Source organism: Vibrio sp. LB10LO1 (assembly GCF_010092875.1).
Taxonomy (GTDB): Bacteria; Pseudomonadota; Gammaproteobacteria; order Enterobacterales; family Vibrionaceae; genus Vibrio; species Vibrio campbellii.
Genome location: NZ_JAADJW010000015.1, coordinates 57,195 through 76,284, shown reverse-complemented (window position 1 = coordinate 76,284; position 19,090 = coordinate 57,195). Strand labels below are relative to the sequence as shown.

At 45.4% G+C, this 19,090-nt stretch carries 17 protein-coding genes; 3 read left to right on the top strand and 14 right to left on the bottom strand.

The annotated features are described in order from the left end of the window. From GXP65_RS13030 to GXP65_RS13015, 4 genes are all read right to left on the bottom strand, one after another. A complete protein-coding gene (locus tag GXP65_RS13030) occupies positions 1-489 on the bottom strand; it encodes a DUF2489 domain-containing protein (protein WP_162093001.1) in 489 nt (162 codons plus the stop codon). A 7-nt stretch (positions 490-496) separates the two neighbouring features. After that, positions 497-1,039 (bottom strand): Der GTPase-activating protein YihI, encoded by a 543-nt coding sequence (gene yihI, locus GXP65_RS13025; protein WP_045402659.1) that lies wholly within the window; start codon positions 1,037-1,039, stop codon positions 497-499. Further along, the gene (locus tag GXP65_RS13020) at positions 1,039-1,677 is read right to left on the bottom strand and encodes a class I SAM-dependent methyltransferase (protein WP_005430039.1); all 639 of its coding nucleotides are present in this window, start codon (positions 1,675-1,677) and stop codon (positions 1,039-1,041) included. Before GXP65_RS13020 ends, yihI begins: the two co-directional genes overlap by 1 nt. 775 nt (positions 1,678-2,452) lie before the next feature. Beyond that, positions 2,453-3,070: a c-type cytochrome gene (locus GXP65_RS13015; RefSeq protein WP_005430024.1), complete on the bottom strand. Its 618-nt coding sequence runs from the start codon at positions 3,068-3,070 to the stop codon at positions 2,453-2,455. A gap of 159 nt (positions 3,071-3,229) precedes the next feature. Here GXP65_RS13015 and yihA point away from each other — a divergent pair, with 159 nt between their 5' ends. Then, on the top strand, positions 3,230-3,889 hold the full coding sequence (yihA, locus tag GXP65_RS13010; RefSeq protein ID WP_005429993.1) for a ribosome biogenesis GTP-binding protein YihA/YsxC: 660 nt from the start codon (positions 3,230-3,232) through the stop codon (positions 3,887-3,889). 757 nt (positions 3,890-4,646) lie between these two features. Here yihA and polA read toward each other — a convergent pair. From polA to hemB, 3 genes are all read right to left on the bottom strand, one after another. Then, positions 4,647-7,439 carry a DNA polymerase I gene (gene polA / locus GXP65_RS13005; RefSeq protein ID WP_045402661.1) on the bottom strand — a complete coding sequence of 931 codons (2,793 nt, stop codon included), beginning with the start codon at positions 7,437-7,439 and terminating at the stop codon, positions 4,647-4,649. Between the two features lie 619 nt (positions 7,440-8,058). Then, positions 8,059-8,493, bottom strand: a complete 435-nt coding sequence (locus GXP65_RS13000) for a GNAT family N-acetyltransferase (RefSeq protein WP_162093000.1) — start codon at positions 8,491-8,493, stop codon at positions 8,059-8,061. 125 nt (positions 8,494-8,618) lie between these two features. After that, on the bottom strand, positions 8,619-9,680 hold the full coding sequence (gene hemB, locus GXP65_RS12995) for a porphobilinogen synthase (protein ID WP_005429984.1): 1,062 nt from the start codon (positions 9,678-9,680) through the stop codon (positions 8,619-8,621). A 186-nt stretch (positions 9,681-9,866) separates the two neighbouring features. Between hemB and GXP65_RS12990 the strand changes: the two genes are divergently transcribed. Beyond that, the gene (locus tag GXP65_RS12990; protein ID WP_162092999.1) at positions 9,867-10,631 is read left to right on the top strand and encodes a TatD family hydrolase; all 765 of its coding nucleotides are present in this window, start codon (positions 9,867-9,869) and stop codon (positions 10,629-10,631) included. Between the two features lie 1,044 nt (positions 10,632-11,675). Here the strand turns inward: GXP65_RS12990 and tatC are convergent. The 7 genes from tatC to rmuC form a co-directional block, all read right to left on the bottom strand. Next, positions 11,676-12,425, bottom strand: coding sequence for a twin-arginine translocase subunit TatC (tatC, locus tag GXP65_RS12985; RefSeq protein WP_005429982.1), 750 nt, complete (start codon positions 12,423-12,425; stop codon positions 11,676-11,678). A 68-nt stretch (positions 12,426-12,493) separates the two neighbouring features. Further along, positions 12,494-12,892: a Sec-independent protein translocase protein TatB gene (gene tatB / locus GXP65_RS12980; protein WP_005430029.1), complete on the bottom strand. Its 399-nt coding sequence runs from the start codon at positions 12,890-12,892 to the stop codon at positions 12,494-12,496. A gap of 3 nt (positions 12,893-12,895) precedes the next feature. Beyond that, entirely contained in the window at positions 12,896-13,144 is a 249-nt protein-coding gene (tatA, locus tag GXP65_RS12975; protein ID WP_005429959.1) for a Sec-independent protein translocase subunit TatA, read from the bottom strand. 48 nt (positions 13,145-13,192) lie between these two features. After that, complete coding sequence (gene ubiB / locus GXP65_RS12970; RefSeq protein WP_162092998.1) at positions 13,193-14,827, bottom strand: ubiquinone biosynthesis regulatory protein kinase UbiB; 1,635 nt, start codon at positions 14,825-14,827, stop codon at positions 13,193-13,195. Next, the gene (locus tag GXP65_RS12965; RefSeq protein WP_162092997.1) at positions 14,824-15,459 is read right to left on the bottom strand and encodes an SCP2 domain-containing protein; all 636 of its coding nucleotides are present in this window, start codon (positions 15,457-15,459) and stop codon (positions 14,824-14,826) included. Before GXP65_RS12965 ends, ubiB begins: the two co-directional genes overlap by 4 nt. An 11-nt stretch (positions 15,460-15,470) precedes the next feature. Then, positions 15,471-16,250: a bifunctional demethylmenaquinone methyltransferase/2-methoxy-6-polyprenyl-1,4-benzoquinol methylase UbiE gene (gene ubiE, locus GXP65_RS12960; RefSeq protein ID WP_162092996.1), complete on the bottom strand. Its 780-nt coding sequence runs from the start codon at positions 16,248-16,250 to the stop codon at positions 15,471-15,473. Positions 16,251-16,328: 78 nt separating this feature from the next. After that, positions 16,329-17,861, bottom strand: a complete 1,533-nt coding sequence (gene rmuC, locus GXP65_RS12955) for a DNA recombination protein RmuC (RefSeq protein ID WP_005430064.1) — start codon at positions 17,859-17,861, stop codon at positions 16,329-16,331. Positions 17,862-18,030: 169 nt separating this feature from the next. On the opposite strand from rmuC, the gene GXP65_RS12950 reads away from it, so the two are divergent. After that, a complete protein-coding gene (locus tag GXP65_RS12950) occupies positions 18,031-18,939 on the top strand; it encodes a DMT family transporter (protein ID WP_162092995.1) in 909 nt (302 codons plus the stop codon). The last annotated feature ends 151 nt before the right edge of the window (positions 18,940-19,090 follow it).

Sequence of the window (19,090 nt, the reverse complement as noted above, 5' to 3'; positions counted from 1 at the left end):
TTAGATCATCTGAATATTGATTTGGTTATTCAGTGGCTTAACGTTTTTTTGCAACACTTTGAGCTCTTCGATGATCGCGTCCGCTAAGCGTTGTTCTGCTTTATGACGCGTCAAGTTCTGCTGCATACGTTCTTTCTTGGCAAGGTTCTGACGATCTTCGCCACGCGCCATATCTTTCACGACATGGTAAAGCTCTGAAATCGCAGGATATGTGGCGTCAAAATCAACACGGTCTTCACCTTGAACATAGTCCATGATGTTGTAAACACGGATACTGATTTCCGACAAATCACACTGGCCTTGGATGCCCGCCTGACACAAGGTATGCACGTTCTCAAAAATGTTGGCGTTACGCTTATCGATCGCCAATTTTTGATGCTTCAGCTGCAATTCCTTTTGCTTTTTCAATTGAAGCAGAAGGTAACCTGCATAAGAAGCCAGCGCGATAATGATCACTGCACCCGCAATCGCTAATAAGGTTACGTTCATGAATTACTTATCCTTTGTAGTCGTCGAAGTTGATATCGTCGAAGTCTGCTAACAGATCATCGTCGTTACGAGAACCTTTCGCCGCTGGTGCAGTAAAGTCTTCGTCTTCTTCCGGCTCTAGTAGACCCAGTTGATCCATCAGCTTCTCGATGCGATCTAGCTTCTCGTCTACGTATTTTTGTAGACCAGTGCCTAGATTCTCACCCGCTTCGATGCGATCCAACAACACATTCAATTGCGCATCGTTCTCTAGCATCTCCAGCTCTTGCTCTGCAGATAGACGACGCTCTTGTTTGGTTTGCTTCTTCACCGGTTCAACAATCAGAGGGATTTTCTTCTTGCTGCCTAGGCGAGGATCACGTTTCTGTGCTGCTGCTTGTCTCTTCTGCTCTTCAGCATCAGAGTTACGGCTACCAGTCTTCAAGCCTTTGCGCTTTTTCGCACGCTTGCGTAGACGACCTTCTACATCTGACTCTGTACGGTTACGAGTGACGACAAACTCAGGTGCGCCAGAGGCACCCGGCTTTCTTGATTTCTTTTTACGGCTCATTACTGGGTCTTCCTCAGTAAAATTACATCATTACCAATAAATTCGAGTTCGAGCTTATCCCGCTCTGCTAGGAACTGGAACGTGTCACGGCTAAAGAACACCACGTGTGTAGGATCGTTCTTATAATGCCATGTCCGAAAGGCTTCTACGTCGATGACCATTTTCGTCATCAGGCCTATCCAGCCACCTGGCTTAACTAAATTCAACCATTGCTTCCACACCAAATCTGGGTGGTAGAGGTGTTCGATCACCTCTGTTGCTGTCATGAAGTCATACTGCTTTTCTAACACACAAGTATCTGGGTGATAGTAAAGATCGTACAACGCCATGTTGTGCCCCGCTTCTTCTAACATTAAGGAAAGCGTTGGGCCCGGACCACAACCAAAGTCGATTCCGTTCGATTGTGGTGAAATTCGCTCTGAGATTGGATCAGCAATTCTCGCCAAAAAGCGGCGATATCCCATATCTTCAGGATTGTTCTCATGCAGATCATAGTGAGCTTTTTCAGTTTCCGCATCCAAACGTTGATCTGGATTGACGAATACCAAACTGCACTGCTCACACTGAAGATACTCGCGTTGCTTGTCTTCAAAAAAGTGGTGAGTGCGCTGATTCTGGCATAAAGGACAGGTGTGCATGCTGACTTCCTCAAACAGGGATGCGAAACATACCAGAAAGTGGACTCAGATTGGAGTGTTACTGGATACTTTTTCAGCAGTTTTTATTAAAAAAACTTTGATTAGGAAAAATAGATATAAAAAAAGCGACAGTGAGACTGTCGCTTTCTGAATGCCACCATTGGTGGCGAAACTGTGTTGCACTCATTTGGTGCACCAAGAATCCTTTTGTTTTTCGAGCTTTCCATGCCAAAAAGTGTTGTTCTTCATCTTCCTGATGAGTTTTGGCTATCCTTTTACTTCCTGTCAGCTGAGCTACTTCCTGAGCTTGATCCGTTTCGCTGTCTTAACCGTTAGACTAGATGACCATCCATATCTGATAGGCCCCTTGCCTATCTAAGTCCCTTTTCCGACTACCAAACATCCTTCGTTTGCGTCCTTGGAGACCTCATATCCATGGTCTAAATTCCTGTGATTCACTCCCTGTGAACAATGTCTACTTTACGGATTGGATAAAAACCAACAAGTCATTGAAAGCAATTATTGATACGAATTTTTCCAGAAAAATAAATAGCCATTTCTATCAATAACTTAAAACGAGGAGAGAGAAATAGTATCGAACAAGTATGGCAAATATCTCACAAAGCCCCGAGCGAACTATCTCTTTACCTTGAATCACCATGTGTGACTGAGATCACTAACGTACCGGACGTTAGCCAATGCTCTCACCAACAAAAATGCCCCAGCGAAAACGCTAGGGCATATTTGTATAACTGTGCTCGAACTTTGTAGGGGTTTAGTGCAGACCGCCAACGTATTTCGACAGAACTTCGATGTCTTCGTCTGTCATTTTCTTCGCGATGTCACGCATCATGGCATTCATATCGTTACCACGGTTACCATCACGGAACTTCTCTAGCTGAGCTTTGATGTAGTCAGAGTGCTGACCAGAAATTTTAGGGAAACCTGAAAGCTCAGTGCCGTTACCACGAGGGCCGTGACATGCGATACATGCGGTTAGACCACGTTCTGCATCACCAGCGGTGTACAGTACTTTACCTTTCTCAACAACGTCTTCTGGTGTTGAGCTCTCTGAGATTGGTAGAGAGGCGTAGTATGCAGATAGATCAGCGATGTCTTCATCGCTCAGTGGCATTGCCATACCACTCATTACAGGGTCGTAACGACCTTGCTTACCACCACTAGTCATTCCTAGTTTCAGATCTTTTAACTGCTTCTCAAGATACTTAGCGTGTTGGCCTGCAAGTTTCGGGTACATTGCGATTGCACTGTTACCGTCCGCTCCGTGACAGGCGACACAAGTTTGTGATTTTGCTTTACCAGCTTCAATATTACCTTGGGCCCATACTGAGCAACTGGCTAAAAGACTCAAAATTAGCGCTAATTTCTTCATGACATTCCATTATAATTATCAAGCTTCCAGTACCACGGAATGTGAACATACCGCGTACACTCATGGTACAATAGGCGACCTTATGCCGAGCACGGTTATTTTACACAATTTCACAAAAAAGTAATCAATCGACTACACAAAGTCGAGATGGAGTTAACAGTGAGCGTAAAAATTCATTACCAAAACACGCATTTCATCACCAGCGCACCCGATATTCGTCACTTACCTGAGGACGAAGGTGTCGAAATTGCGTTTGCAGGACGCTCAAACGCTGGTAAATCGAGTGCACTTAACCGTCTTACTAACCAAAAAAGCTTAGCGAAGACATCAAAGACACCCGGTCGTACTCAATTGATCAACCTTTTCAAAGTGGAAGAAGGTTGTCACATTGTCGATTTGCCAGGATACGGCTTCGCTCAGGTGCCGGTTGAGATGAAGAACAAATGGCAAAAATCATTAGGTGAATACCTACAGAAACGCGAGTGCCTAAAAGGCTTGGTGGTTCTGATGGATATCCGTCACCCAATGAAAGACCTCGATCAGCAAATGATTTTCTGGGCAATCGACAGCCGCATCCCTGTTCAAGTTCTTCTGACTAAAGCAGACAAACTGAAAAGCGGTGCTCGCAAACAAACGCTGCTAAAAATCCGCAAACAAGTGGAAACATTTGGTGGTGACGTATCGGTTGATGTTTTCTCTTCACTGAAAGGTCTAGGTGTCGATCAGCTTCGTGCCAAACTGGACACTTGGTTTGCACCAGCATTTGCACACTTGATTGAAGAAGACGAGCAAGACGTTCCAGAGAACGGCGAAGAATAATTAACAAAATTTGTTAAAATTTTTCGACACAGCCCTGCCTTTTGGTGGGGCTTTTGTTTATTCGCTATCGGAAAACGTGAATTTCAGGCAATAAAAATCCCCACCTTCCTGGCAGGGATAACGGGAGAGAAAAATTGGTAATTATTGTTATGTGGCGAAGCATTACTGAACTGAGATTCGATTTCAATAGGTTAAAAAGCAATCTTACATCCTGCCTCATACCAAACATTTCCTCTCAAACCATCCAATAACTTTAATATTCAGATAGTTAAGTTAAACAAAGTATCAGAAGTACGTAACTTAGTTTCTTTCAAGAAAAAATAATAGTGTGACTGGCGTAAATTTACAGCATGAATAACGCAATAAATTTGAAGGAAAACTTGTGATTTTGCAGTGACTTAGAGAGGTCAAAAGAGAAGGTTTTTGAGGGTTTAGTTTAACTTATTGATCAAAAAGAAAAATTTTCTTTCGCCCAATAAAAAACGCCCCAGTCAAAAACTGACTGGGGCGGCTGAATCAGCCTAATCCAATAACGTGAAACAAAAGGTCTGAAAGATAGAACATCTTACCTCTGTACCCTACGAGAGATAATGTACAACAATTGGTCAGATATGCAAAGAACTTTTGTAGTTTTTTTTCATGAAAGTTTTATTAAGTAACATTAAATCTCAGATCGGATTTGCTTTTTTAATGGCACAAAAAAGCCAGCGTTTGTGCGCTGGCTCATATTAAATCGGCTAAATTGGCTTAAAAATGACTAGTGCGCTTGATCCCAGTTGTCACCGTGACCCGCTTCTGCCACTAGAGGCACTTTCAGCTCTGCTGCAGATTCCATCAAATTCTGTACTTTACTTTCAATTTCGGACAAAGACGACTCTTCAACTTCAAACACCAGTTCATCGTGTACTTGCATCAGAAGTTTCACTCGACCATTGCCTTCTTCTTGAATCCACTGATCAACTAACAGCATCGCTTTCTTGATGATGTCCGCAGCGGTGCCTTGCATCGGCGCGTTGATCGCTGCACGCTCTGCCGCCTTACGACGCATGCCGTTGCGAGATTGAATTTCAGGAAGGTGCAAGCGACGACCAAAGATTGTCTCGACGAAACCTTGCTCTGAAGCCGCACTGCGCGTGTCTTCCATGTACTGCATTACGCCTGGGTAGCGCTCGAAATACTTGTCCATGTATGCTTGTGCCTCACCACGAGGAATGCCCAGTTGCTTCGCCAAACCAAACGCACTCATGCCGTAGATAAGACCGAAGTTAACCGCTTTCGCACGGCGACGTTGCTCACTTGAAACGTCTTCAATAGAAACGCCCATGATTTCTGCTGCGGTTGCCGCGTGGATATCTTTACCGTCACGGAACGCATCAAGCAGTGCTTGGTCACCTGATAGGTGCGCCATAATACGCAATTCGATTTGAGAGTAGTCGACTGCCAGAATCTTGTAACCCGTAGGGGCAACAAATGCCTGACGAATACGACGACCTTCTTCATTACGAATTGGGATGTTCTGCAAGTTAGGATCGGTGGATGATAGACGACCCGTTGCGGTCACCGCTTGGTGGTAAGAAGTATGCACACGACCCGTCGATGGGTTGATCATCTTCGGCAACTTATCGGTGTAAGTTGATTTTAGCTTCGCCAGACCACGGTATTCCAAAATCAGTTTTGGTAGTGGGTAATCCAAAGCCAGCTCTTGCAGCACTTCTTCATTGGTAGAAGGCGTGCCTGATGGCGTCTTCTTGATGACTGGTAGACCCATTTTTTCAAACAGAAGCGCTTGCAGTTGCTTCGGTGAGTTCATGTTGAACTCTTGCTCAGCAATCTCGTACGCCTTTTGCTCAAGCTCATCCAGGCGTGCAGCAATTTCTACAGATTGCGCACTAAGCTTCATGTCATCAATCAACACACCAGTACGCTCTATGCGTGACAGCACGGGCACAAGTGGCATTTCGATTTCTTCGTATACGGTTTTTAGCTTTTCATCTTGTTCGATGTTAGCAAACAAACGGTTATGCAGACGAAGTGTCACGTCTGCATCTTCTGCAGCATATGGTGAAGCTTCATCCAGATCGATTTGGTTGAAGGTCAGTTGGTTTTTACCTTTACCTGCGATTTGCTCGAATGAGATGCAGCTGTGCTGTAGGAAGCGCAGTGCCAAGCTGTCCATATCGTGCTTGCCGCCTACACTGTTGTAGACGTAAGACGCCAACATGGTGTCGTGCTTGATGCCTTTCATCTCAATGCCGTAGCGAGCCAGCACAGACGCATCGTATTTTAGGTTTTGACCGACTTTCGCCTGAGCCTCATCTTCAAGAATCGGCTTCAGCTGTTCCAGTACCCAATCACGATCCAGCTGCTGAGGCGCATCTAGGTAGTCATGAGCCACTGGTACGTAAGCAGCAATGCCTTCGTCAGTTGCAAATGACAAACCAACCAAGTTTGCCACCATGTAATCTAGGCTGTCAGTTTCGGTATCAAACGCAAATAATTCAGACGCTTTTAGCTTGTCTAACCAAGCATTAAATGAAGCTTCATCTAGGATGGTTTCGTACTGGCTACGATCGATTTTTACTGCTGAAGTGTCCATATCTGCTTTAGATGAAGCAGAACCACCACGCGCAGCGCCGGTTGATTCATCCGCTTCAACTACACCTGTGCCGCCTTCTAATAGCTCGTTCAACCAAGACTTAAACGTCAACTGACCGTACAATTTGATCAGCTCATCGGTGCTTGGTTCTGCTTTTAGCAATGATTCTGGCGTCTCTTCCAGTTCCACATCCAGCTTGATGGTCGCAAGCTCGTAAGACAGCATTGCGTTGTCTTTGTTATCGACTAGCTTCTTCGCCATGGTTTTTGAACCACGGAAGCCAAGCGCTGCAATATCATCGAGGTTTTCATACAGCTTTGTCAGACCGCCAATACCTTGTAGCAGAGCAGTTGCGGTTTTATCACCCACGCCCGGAACGCCAGGAATGTTATCGACTTTATCGCCCATCAACGCTAGGTAGTCGATGATCAATTCTGGTGGGATACCAAACTTCTCAACGACACCTTCACGATCCATCACGACGTTGGTCATGGTGTTGATCAACGTAACGTTATCATCCACCAACTGCGCCATATCTTTATCGCCAGTACTGATCAAAACAGGCATACCTTGTTGCGATGCTTGATAAGCCAGAGTACCAATCACATCATCGGCTTCTACACCTGGAATACAGATCAATGGCAGACCCATAGCACGAATAACGTTATGTAGAGGTTCAATCTGGCAACGAAGATCGTCCGGCATTGGTGGGCGATTCGCTTTGTATTCCGGGTACATATCGTCACGGAAGGTTTTACCCTTCGCATCGAACACCACTGCGATACGATCAGAAGCAAACTGACGCATCATGCTGCGTAACATGTTTACGACACCGTAAACTGCGTTAGTTGGAATTTCACCGTTACTCATCGTGCCAGGGTAAGCGTGAAAAGCGCGATATAGATAAGAAGAGCCGTCGATCAGAATCAACGGATTTTCAGGAATACTTGCCATAATTGTCTGTATCCAAATCAGTACTTAATAGATCTGCTTAGAATGCCATGACTGCTAAGCTGAATCTATCTTGTTCGCTCGATCGAGGTCGCGGAAGTTTTCCGATATTATTCACGAAATTTGCACTCTCTTGTGGATAACTCTGTTTATAGAAATTATCCACTGGTTATCCAACGGAAATAAAACCAACAAAACATAAGAATAAGTACATGTTTTTATTAAAAATAAATACCAACAGGCGAGAAGATCAACGATCCTAAAATGATCATGTCATGTGGAAAAGTTACCAATAGAGGCGTCAATTAGAAATCTCAGAAAAGAAAAAAGCGACCCAATTGGGTCGCCTAGCAGAAGTGGTGAAGCTATTTCCATTTGTATGGCAGCTTAACCAAGAAGCTATAAATTACACTGGAAGCAATGTGAGCAATGTCGTGTCAAAAAGAATTCGTGCAAGTTCTGGGAAAATTGTTTCATCACCTTCTCAACACTCAGTTAATAAACTGCAGTTAATTAGCAATTCAACGTCCTTGTGAACTTTCCTCATTCCCTAAGACAGGTTTAATAATAATGATTCTCATTTAACAGTCAACAACTAAATGAGAAAAAATCTCATTTATTTTTATAGCGCTTTAATGAAGTGGACTCGAGACTCACGTAAATTCGACTTTTCTTCAAATTTTTCAATGATGTAGTCATTTCTTAGCAATAGACGAAGCATGGCAGGAAATTGGTTGCGCGATTTTACTTTTAACGTCTTATAACCCTGCTCAGCGACCCAGTCTTCTTGTGCTTCCAACAACATCTGCGCCACACCTTCATTGCGCGCTTCTGGGGCCACACCACCAAACCAACTGTAGAAGGTGTAATCATCTAATTCGTAGCCAATTTTAAAACCAAGGATCGTCCCAGCTTTCTCAGCTACTAAAGTTAGGCTCTTTTTCTCTCCAAGGCGCTCCGCCATAGATTCAACCGTTTCACCACGAGCAAACTCAGTAACACGAGCCACCACTTGGATCGCTTCTTCCAGCGTGCCTTCACGAATCAGCATTGTCATTGTCTTACTCTCCAGAAATAAATATACCCAAGTAACTTCAAGCCGTTTGTATTCCGTCTTGAGGGTACTTGGGTATATTCAGACCGACAACAATTGTCGGTCTGGCTTTTCTCATTGAGCGATAATTACTCGTCTGTCGCTTCTTGCGCTTTCACTAAGTGCTCTGCAGTTTGTGCGTTTTCTTCCGCTAGCCATTCTGCTACATCTTTCGCGAAGTAAGTCAGGATGCCATCAGCACCTGCGCGCTTGAAGCAAAGAAGCGATTCCATCACAGTCTCACGCTCTTTCAACCAACCATTCATGATGGCCGCTTTGTGCATCGCGTATTCACCAGAAACTTGGTAAGCGAAGGTTGGAACTTGAAGCTCAGTCTTCACTCGGCGAACCACATCAAGGTAAGGCATGCCTGGCTTAACCATCACCATGTCTGCGCCTTCATTGATGTCGAGAGCCACTTCATGTAACGCTTCATCCGTGTTCGCAGGGTCCATTTGGTAGTTTTTCTTGTTGCCACCTTTTAGGTTCGCTGATGAACCAACTGCATCACGGAATGGGCCGTAGTAGTTTGATGCATACTTCGCAGAGTAAGCCATGATTTGAGTATGGATGTGACCCGCTTCTTCTAGTGCTTCACGGATTTTACCAATACGACCATCCATCATGTCTGATGGTGCAACCACATCTGCACCCGCTTCTGCATGAGACAGCGCTTGTTTTACAAGTACTTCAGTTGTCTCATCATTCATTACATAGCCATCTTCATCGATGATGCCATCTTGGCCATGTGTAGTGAATGGGTCGAGTGCCACATCTGTGATCACGCCGATTTGAGGCACGTGCTCTTTTAATGCACGTACTGCGCGCTGAACCAAACCTTCTGGGTTGTAAGCTTCAGCAGCACATAAACTTTTAGCGTCTTGGTTTACGACAGGGAAAAGCGCGATTGCTGGTACGCCTAAGTTTGCTAGGTATTGTGCTTCTTCTAGCATTAAATCAATCGACAAACGTTCTACACCCGGCATCGATTCAACACTTTCACGACGATCTTTGCCCATCAGGATGAACATTGGGTAAATCAAATCGTTTACTGAAACTTGGTTTTCAGCCATCAGACGACGACTAAAATCGTGCTTACGCATACGGCGCATACGGCGTGCAGGGAATGGACCTTGAATTGATACAGACACCACTTTCTCCTTGTCTGGAAGGTTACGATGATCAAATCATCTGGTGGCAAAATCATATCACTCTTGATGCACCTTGCGAGCAGCAATATGGAAAAACGGCATGAAAAAAACCGAAAATGACCCAGCACTCACACTCAAGTATACTTCTCACTAATTCCATGCACCGATAACCCATAGAGACCAACCATGATCGATACTCACGCTCATATTTACGCTAGCGAATTTGATAACGACCGCGACGAGGTGGTGAAGCGCGCTTTAGAACAAGGCATTGATAAAATTCTGCTGCCGAACATCGATCTTGAATCTATTGAGCCGATGCTAAAAACCGAGGCGGCTTATCCTGAGATTTGTCGTTCTATGATGGGTTTGCATCCATGTTACGTAGATGGCAATGTCGAGCAAACACTAGCAATCATTCGTGGCTGGTTTGAAAAGCACAACTTCATTGCAGTGGGTGAAATCGGTATCGATCTGTACTGGGATAAAACCTTCCGAGCAGAACAAGAGATGGCGTTTGTGACTCAGTTAAACTGGGCAAAAGAGATGAATTTACCTGTCGTTATCCACACACGTGACTCAATTGAAGAAACGCTGACCTTACTTAGTCAAGAACAAGACGGCAGCTTGCGTGGTGTATTCCACTGTTTTGGTGGCAGCGTAGAAGAAGCGCAAGCAATCAATGAGCTAGGCTTCCACTTAGGTCTGGGTGGTGTCTCTACATTTAAAAATGGTGGTATGGATAAGGTTATCCCGCATCTGGACATGAATTGGGTGATTCTAGAGACAGATTGCCCTTACCTTGCGCCAGTACCGCATCGTGGGAAACGTAACGAGCCCGCTTACACTTCTTTGGTGGCTGCGCGAGTAGCGGAATTACGCGGAGAGAACGTTGAAGCAATTGATGCTATTACAACCAAAAACGCTGAGGCATTGTTTAACCTAAGCTAATACCCGCACTTATATAAGTTACAATCAAACAACTTCTTATATTTCATGGCATTATATTTGAAAGTATAAATAATGTGCTATTGAGATGTAACACTTGTCCTTCCTAAAATATTGCCCACACATTCAACACAGTGGGCAACCTATGAATACTTGCCAGCATGGTATTTACCTAAAACGTCAAAAGCGCACGCTACTGCAAAGACTGGTAGGCATTAAAGAGATCTACATTTGCACTAAATGCGGACATATCATTAAAGTGAAACCATAATGAGATGGCAGTTCAAATTTGCAACTCAAGTTACTGACAAACAAAACATTTACACAAAATTTTTATAAACATCGCATACGTTAAGATGAACGTTTAACAAGTTTTTCAATCTCAAAAACAAGACAAAATCTCTGCCTATACTTGTTGACGCATACTCATAAAAATGAATATGGAAGTCATAAAATGTGTGAACACGGAATCTATTTACAGCGTCGGCAACGAACTTTTTTTGAAAAAATCTTAGGCATTAAGGAAGTGTATGTCTGCTCTAAATGCGGCCACGTCCTTAAGCTGAGATAATTGGCTCAGTCCAATCCAACCGCAATAAGGCGACTCTTTATGGGTCGCCTTTCCCCTCATCGTTAACTCGACAAGTCACAAGTCGTTACACAGTTGAAATTGCTTCACTTTCCCTCGATTTAATCCTCCCTCCGCAATTTCAACATTCTCTTCCTACACTTAATCAGAATTTTATTCCTCTCAATTTTGCCGTATTAATTTGACCTATAAGCTGTTGAATTTCATATCGAGAGAGCATTTAACATAGAGAGCAGCATTACTTAAGGTCATACCAAATAAACAACAAAAGTAGGGACACTTGTGTGTAACCATGGAATTTACTTGCAACGCCGGCAGCGTCATTGGTGGGAGAAACTACTGGGAATTAAAGAAGTGTATGTCTGTTCTCGATGCGGGCACATCAGACGAATCAGGTGATGATTGAAGTTAAACAAAAAAGCGGCTGTACGCCGCTTTTTCAATATTGAAGTTTGGAATTACTCTTCCACTTCTTCTTGTTCGTCGTCTTTACGTGTGTAGAAACGCGCGAAGAACAAACCCACCTCAAATAGCAAACACATAGGAATTGCCAGTAGGGTCTGCGAGATCATGTCTGGCGGCGTCAATAGCATACCGACAATAAACGCACACACGATGATGTATGGACGCTTCTCTTTCAGATCTTGTGGTGTGGTTGCGCCAGTCCAACATAGCAAGATAATCGCTACAGGCACTTCAAACGCGATACCAAACGCCATAAACAGCGCCAGTACAAAGTCGAGGTAACTCGAGATGTCGGTTGCGAACTCCACCCCACCAAGAGAGATGGCGGTAAAGAAGCCAAACACCAGTGGGAATACCACGAAGTAAGCAAACGCCACACCGCAGTAGAACAACAGTGAGCTAGAAAACAGCAATGGCATGATCAATCGACGTTCATGCTTGTATAAGCCCGGTGCAACAAATGCCCACACTTGGTACAAGATAAACGGCACCGCAATAAACACCGAAGCAATCAAGGTTAGCTTCAAAGGCGTGAAAAACGGTGAAGCCACATCGGTTGCAATCATCGTGGCACCTTCAGGTAGACGCTCTACCAAAGGAGCTGAGACAAACTCATAGATGTGGTTAGAGAAGTAAATTAGTCCAACAAACACCACCAATACTGCAGCAATGGCTTTAAGCAGTCGGTTGCGAAGTTCTAATAAATGACTAATTAAAGGTTGTGTCTGCTCGACGGTAGACATGGCAAACCTCTTTTTTAAAACCTGATCAAAAAGGAGCTACCAATCACTAGTAGCTCCTCCTAATGAGACTATTCGGCTTTCTTATCTGCCGCTGTAACCTTAATCTCTTCCGCTTTCTCAACGGTTTCAGTCGCAGGTGCCTCTTGTTTAGGCTCCGCTTCTGATTTGGTTGGCTCCGCGTAAGGGCGGTTTACAGATTGCGCCGCTTTCTTCAATTCTTCGACCGAAGATTTTAGCTCAGGAGACAGATCATCCATCCCCATTTGCTCAGCTTTGCGCAAGTTTTCTTGCAGTTCTTGAACTTTCAGCTCGTGTGACAACTCGTCTTTGACGCTGTTTGCCATACTCTTCGCTGCACCGACAAAACGAGAGACACTGCGGATGGCATGTGGCAAACGCTCGGGACCAAGAACAACCAGACCAACAACAGATATTAATACCAGTTCCCAAAAACCGATATCAAACACGTTTTACGCCTGCTCTTTGTCTTTTTTCGATTCAGGAGCTGCTTCTTTCTTTTGCTGCTCTTCTAGACTTTTTGGCTCGAAGTCTGCGTCTTTGTCGTCTTTCTTCGCAGGCTCATCTTCGCTCATTGCTTTTTTGAAGCCCTTAACGGCACCACCCAGATCGCCACCGATACCGCGTAGTTTCTTAGTTCCGAATAGCAATACAACAATTACAGCAATGATTAGAAGTTGCCAAACACTGATACCACCCATTCTTTTTACCTCGGGTCTTTAAACAAAATTATTTCAAGAGTTTAACGTCTATCGACGATAAGCTCGCCAACTAAGCAGCCAAAATGTGACCCCTGCGATACCGCTAGCGATCGATAGCTGCTCATAAGCGTTATCCACCAATATTGCCGAGCATACGACTAAAGTGGCTCCAACGCCAAATAAAAACTTTCCTGTCGCCTGCTGACGCTTGCTGTGACGGTAACCTTGATAAAGCTGATCCATGCGTTGATTCATGGCTTTACCTTGTCTCAGGCTATCGTAAAGCAGCTCCGGCAGTTCCGGTAACTTTTCTGCCCAAAACGGCGCGCGGTCTTTAATGGCATTCACTAAAGCTTGCGGACCAACTTGGTTCATCATCCATTCTTCAAGGAAAGGCTTCGCGGTCTCCCACAAATCAAGTTGCGGGTATAACTGGCGGCCCAGACCTTCGACGTACAACAGCGTTTTTTGTAGCAATACAAGCTGCGGCTGCACTTCCATATTGAATCGACGCGCTGTGTTGAACAGGTTCAACAATACGTGACCGAAAGAGATCTCACAAAGTGGCTTGGCAAAGATTGGCTCACACACAATGCGAATCGCAAATTCAAATTCATCGACATTGGTATCAGCAGGTACCCAGCCCGAATCAACGTGCAATTCCGCTACGCGGCGGTAGTCACGATTGAAGAAAGCGAGGAAGTTTTCCGCCAGATAGCGTTTGTCTTCACTATTAAGTGTACCAACGATCCCGCAATCCAGCCCAATCCACATCGGATTCTCTGGATGCTCCGGTTTAACGAACACGTTGCCCGGGTGCATGTCGGCATGGAAAAAGCTGTCTCGGAACACCTGAGTGAAGAACACACTCACACCGCGTTCCGCGAGCAATTTCATATTGGTGCCATTCGCTTCCAAGCCTTTAATATCAGAGACTTGGATGCCATATATTCGCTCAGAAACCATGACAGTTTCATTACTAAAGTCAGGAAAAACTTCTGGTACATAAAGCTCTTCACTGCCTTCGAAGTTACGACGCAGTTGAATCGCGTTCGCCGCTTCACGACGCAAATCGAGTTCATCAAGTAAGGTTTTTTCGTACTCACGAACCACTTCAACTGGTTTCAAACGACGTGCTTCAGGCATCGCTCCGGCGACTATACGCGCCATTCGGTGCATCAGTTTTAGATCTGAATCAATGACCGGACGAATATCTGGACGGATGACCTTTAATACCACTTCTTGGTTAGTGTCTTTTAATCGCGCGGTATGCACCTGAGCAATCGACGCAGACGCTAACGGTTTGATATCAAATTCAGTAAACCAGTTTTCTAATGGACCGCCCAGAGCGAGTTCCATTTGTTCTTTCGCTAACTGCCCATCAAATGGCGCAACTTGGTCTTGCAAAAGCGCAAGAGGATCAGCGATATGCGGAGGGAAAAGGTCACGGCGAGTCGACATCATCTGACCGAACTTAATCCAAACCGGACCAAGTTCTTGCAGAGCGAGACGAAGGCGCTCACCCAGCGGTTTCTCTGGGTGCTTGTTCTTAATCCAGAATAGGCTTTTGCGCATCAAAAGCGGCGCTTTGGTCAGTTGATGATCAGGCAGCAACTCATCCAAGCCGTATTCCAGCTGAACTTTAATGATTTGGTATAAGCGTTTTATTTCTGCTGGCGTCATGAGTTCTCCAGCGCAGGCTTATCCGAATCGAATTTGTTTAGTAATGCGTTTAGGCGCGCTTCAACGCGAGAGGCTTGGCTGCGTACGTCGTCCACTTGGTCACAGAAGTGGGCAATTTCTAGCGGTGCTGGCGCCAGCTTCCACTCTTCTGTTACTACTTGAGCAAGATGACGCTGGTGTTTTTCTGCTTGAGAAGCAAAGAAACCGCCGACGTTTTTGGTGCCTTGCATAAAAGTATGTGCCACGACATCACCCGTCACGCGAGACAGCCACTCTTCGATATCGGGTTTGCAATCCACCATCAATTGAGAGAATTTCTGTGCCAATTGGATGTCACCTTCAAGTTCAAGTTTGTCTTGTTTGATAAGGCGAGTGATGTTGGCTTGATCGCGCAACTCAGGCAGTACGCTTAGATTCAGTGACAGATAACAATCTGGTTGACCTTCGTAGTTGCCCAAAACATCAATTTGCTGGCTGAAGATGAACGTCAGCGTCTTATTGATTTCTTTCAGATGAATTTGAATCACCTGACCTTTAAGACGTGACAAACGACGACCCAATTCAGGATCGTCTTTAATCAGCGTATTTAATGTCGTTTCAATAACGGCAGTGATAAGAGGTTCAAATGGCATACCGCTTATCCTTAGAATTTGTAGCCGCGGTGCAGCGCCACAATACCACCCGTTAGGTTGTAGTATTTGGTGTTTTCGAAGCCCGCTTCTTTCATCATGCCTTCCAGCGTGTCTTGGTCTGGGTGCATGCGGATAGATTCTGCTAGGTAACGGTAGCTGTCTGCGTCATTTGCCACTAGCTCACCCATCTTCGGCAATAGGTGGAAAGAGTACGCGTCGTACACTTTGGATAGTGGGTCTAGGACTGGTTTAGAGAACTCAAGCACCAACAGACGACCACCTGGCTTCAATACGCGGAACATAGAGCGCAGCGCTTTGTCTTTATCGGTGACGTTACGTAGACAGAAGCTAATCGTGATCACGTCGAAGTAATCATCTGGGAATGGCAGTTCTTCTGCGTTCGCTTGAACGTAATGCACGTTACCTACAATGCCGTTGTCGCGCAGTTTGTCACGACCTACATTCAGCATTGAGTTGTTGATGTCCGCTAGGATCACGTGACCTTGGTCGCCAACAATGCGCGAGAATTTCGCCGTCAGGTCACCAGTACCACCACCTAGGTCAAGAACACGTTGACCTGGACGAGCGCCACTGCAATCAATAGTGAATCGCTTCCAAAGGCGGTGAACGCCGCCGGACATCAAGTCATTCATGATGTCGTATTTCGCTGCCACTGAGTGAAAAACTTCGGCAACTTTGGTCACTTTTTCGTCTTTTGCCACTGTGGTAAAACCAAAGTGGGTAGTGTCGTTATCTAACGCTGTATTTGATTGCACACTTGTGTCCGTCATTCTGATTCCTCTTGGGCAGCACTTTCTCACTTCGGGGCGGTTGCTGACAAATATATTCGCCCACTGTACTGCGGGCGATTAGTTTACTTTATCCTCAGCCGGATGTCTTTCTACTAAAGAAGCATTTTCCGAAAATGACTCCGTCTGCGCCAACTGAGCAAGGTCAGGAGAAATAGGACGTTTTACCTCAACGCCGAGTTGCTTAAAGCTCTCCGCCTGACGGATCACGTTGCCACGCCCTGTCGCCAACTTATTCATCGCCCCTTGGTACGTTTGGTTGGCTTTGTCTAATGCGCCGCCAAGCCCTTCCATATCGTCTACAAACAAGCGCAGTTTGTCATACAGCTTCGCAGCACGTTCAGCGATCAATTGGGCGTTTTCGTTTTGGCGTTCGTTACGCCACAAGTTATCTATCGTACGTAGCGCCACCAGCAAAGTGGTCGGGCTGACCAAAATAATGTTTTGTTCCATTGCATCTTTAACCAAGCTTGGGTCAGCTTGAATCGCAACTTGGAATGCCGGCTCTACCGGAATAAACATCAACACATAATCTAAGCTCTGTATGCCTTTTAACTGGTGGTAATCCTTAAGACTCAAGCCTTTGATGTGCGCGCGCAGCGCGGCTAGGTGATCGCTCAGCGCCTGCTCTCGTTGAATGTCGTTCTCTGCGTTGAAGTAGCGCTCGTACGCCACTAACGCCATTTTCGAATCGACCACCACTTGTTTGTTTTGCGGTAAGTGAACAATCACATCCGGTTGATAGCGTTTGCCGGCTTCGTTTTGCAAGCTCACCTGAGTTTGATACTCGTGCCCTTCACGCAAACCAGACTCTGCCAAGACACGAGCCAGAACCACTTCACCCCAGTTGCCTTGCTGTTTGTTGTCACCTTTCAGCGCTTGAGTCAGATTGACCGCTTCTCGGGTCATGTGTTCATTCAAACGTTGCAGGTTCTTCAACTCATGCACCAAGGTGTGACGCTCTTTGGCTTCTTGGCTGAAGCTGTCGTTAACTTGTTTTTTGAACCCTTCTAACTGCTCTTTCAGTGGAGACAGCAAACCTTCCAAACTCTGGCGGTTTTGCATGTCGACTTTGGCGGTTTTCTCTTCAAACAACTGATTCGCTAAGTGCTCAAATTGCTGCTTCAAACGCGTTTCTGCTTGCTCAAGAATTTGCAGTTTTTCCGCATTGGCTTGGTTGATTTGCTCGTGGCGCGCTTGCTGTTCACGAAGCTGAGTTTCAAGGCGCGATTTGTGTTCACGCATCTGACCTAGCTCATCAAAATACTGCTGACGCTCTTGCTTCACGGCTTCGAAATAGCGCAGTTTTTCCATCGCCGCCATCAATTTACCATGAGTTTGGCGCACCTCGAATGCCGCTTTATCGCGTTCATCATCGAGCTCATCCAATTCCTGCTGCGCATCGGAGAGGTTTTGCTTCACTTGCTCAAGTTGTTGTTGATGAAGCTGTTTTTCAGAAGAGAGTTGTTGTTCGAGCAACTGAGTTTGCGTGGCAAAGCGTTGTTTGACCCACCAACCCACTGCAACACCGCTGATGGTTGCGGTAAAAAGAGAAGACAAAATGAGAGATTGATGCTCAAGAATCCATTGCATAATAGCGAGTTAGCCTGTGTTTTTTATCTCTAATAATGGTATTTACATACTGGATAAATGTCCAGTTTGTTGGATGAAAAATCCTCGCATACACTAGGCACTCCGTACAACATTCTCACACTAGCTCAAACCAACAGCAATGAGCGGTACATCATCACACAGAGGCATCATGAACGAGCGTCGCGCCCTAGGATTTGGGCTATCAGCGGTATTACTTTGGTCAACAGTAGCGACCGCATTTAAATTGACTTTGGCGGAATTCACACCGATTCAGATGCTGACCATGGCGAGTATTGTCTCGGCCATCGCACTCATCATGGTATGTGGTGTACAGGGGAAGTTGAATCAGCTCAGCTCGACATTCCTTTCCAACCCTTGGTACTACTTACTACTTGGGCTGATTAACCCGCTAGCGTACTACCTTATTCTGTTTAAAGCCTACGACTTACTGCCAGCCTCTCAAGCGCAGGCAATCAACTACAGCTGGGCGATCACACTCACCTTAATGGCAGCGGTTTTCTTAGGTCAGAAGATCCGCAGCAAAGACTGGATTGCTTGTGGTTTTAGTTATTTGGGCGTTATCGTGATTGCCACCAAAGGCAATGTGTTGGGAATGGAGTTCGAAAGCCCACTTGGTGTCGGGCTAGCGCTGCTTTCTACATTGCTGTGGGCAAGTTACTGGATTCTCAACACCAAAAACAAAGCCGACCCTGTAGTAGGTGTACTATTGGGCTTTCTGGTGGCGATTCCCTTTGCGATTGGCTTAAGTATTTACGAAGGCGCAAATTGGAGCCAGATCACCGCGAAAGGTTGGGCGGCAGTGACCTATGTTGGTCTGTTTGAGATGGGCGTAACCTTCGTGTTATGGCTATCTGCACTAAAGTTAACCGAGAACACAGCGCGCATCAGCAATCTGATTTTTGCTTCACCGTTCATCTCACTCATACTGCTTTCTACTATCATTGGCGAAGAGATTCATCCATCCACTTTGATTGGCTTGGTGCTGATCATCAGCGGTTTGGTCATTCAACAAGTGAAGTTTGGCAAGCAGCAAAAACAGGCAAACAACGCTCAGTAACATCGCCCGAAACCATTGCAAAAATGAGACGCGATTTATAAAAAAGAGAGCTAGCTAACAGTTTACCCGATTAATGAAGTGTTCCTTGCTTGGATTTGTCTGGGCTTTGGATACGATATAGCCAAAGCCCGATATTTACGTCTAGTCAGAT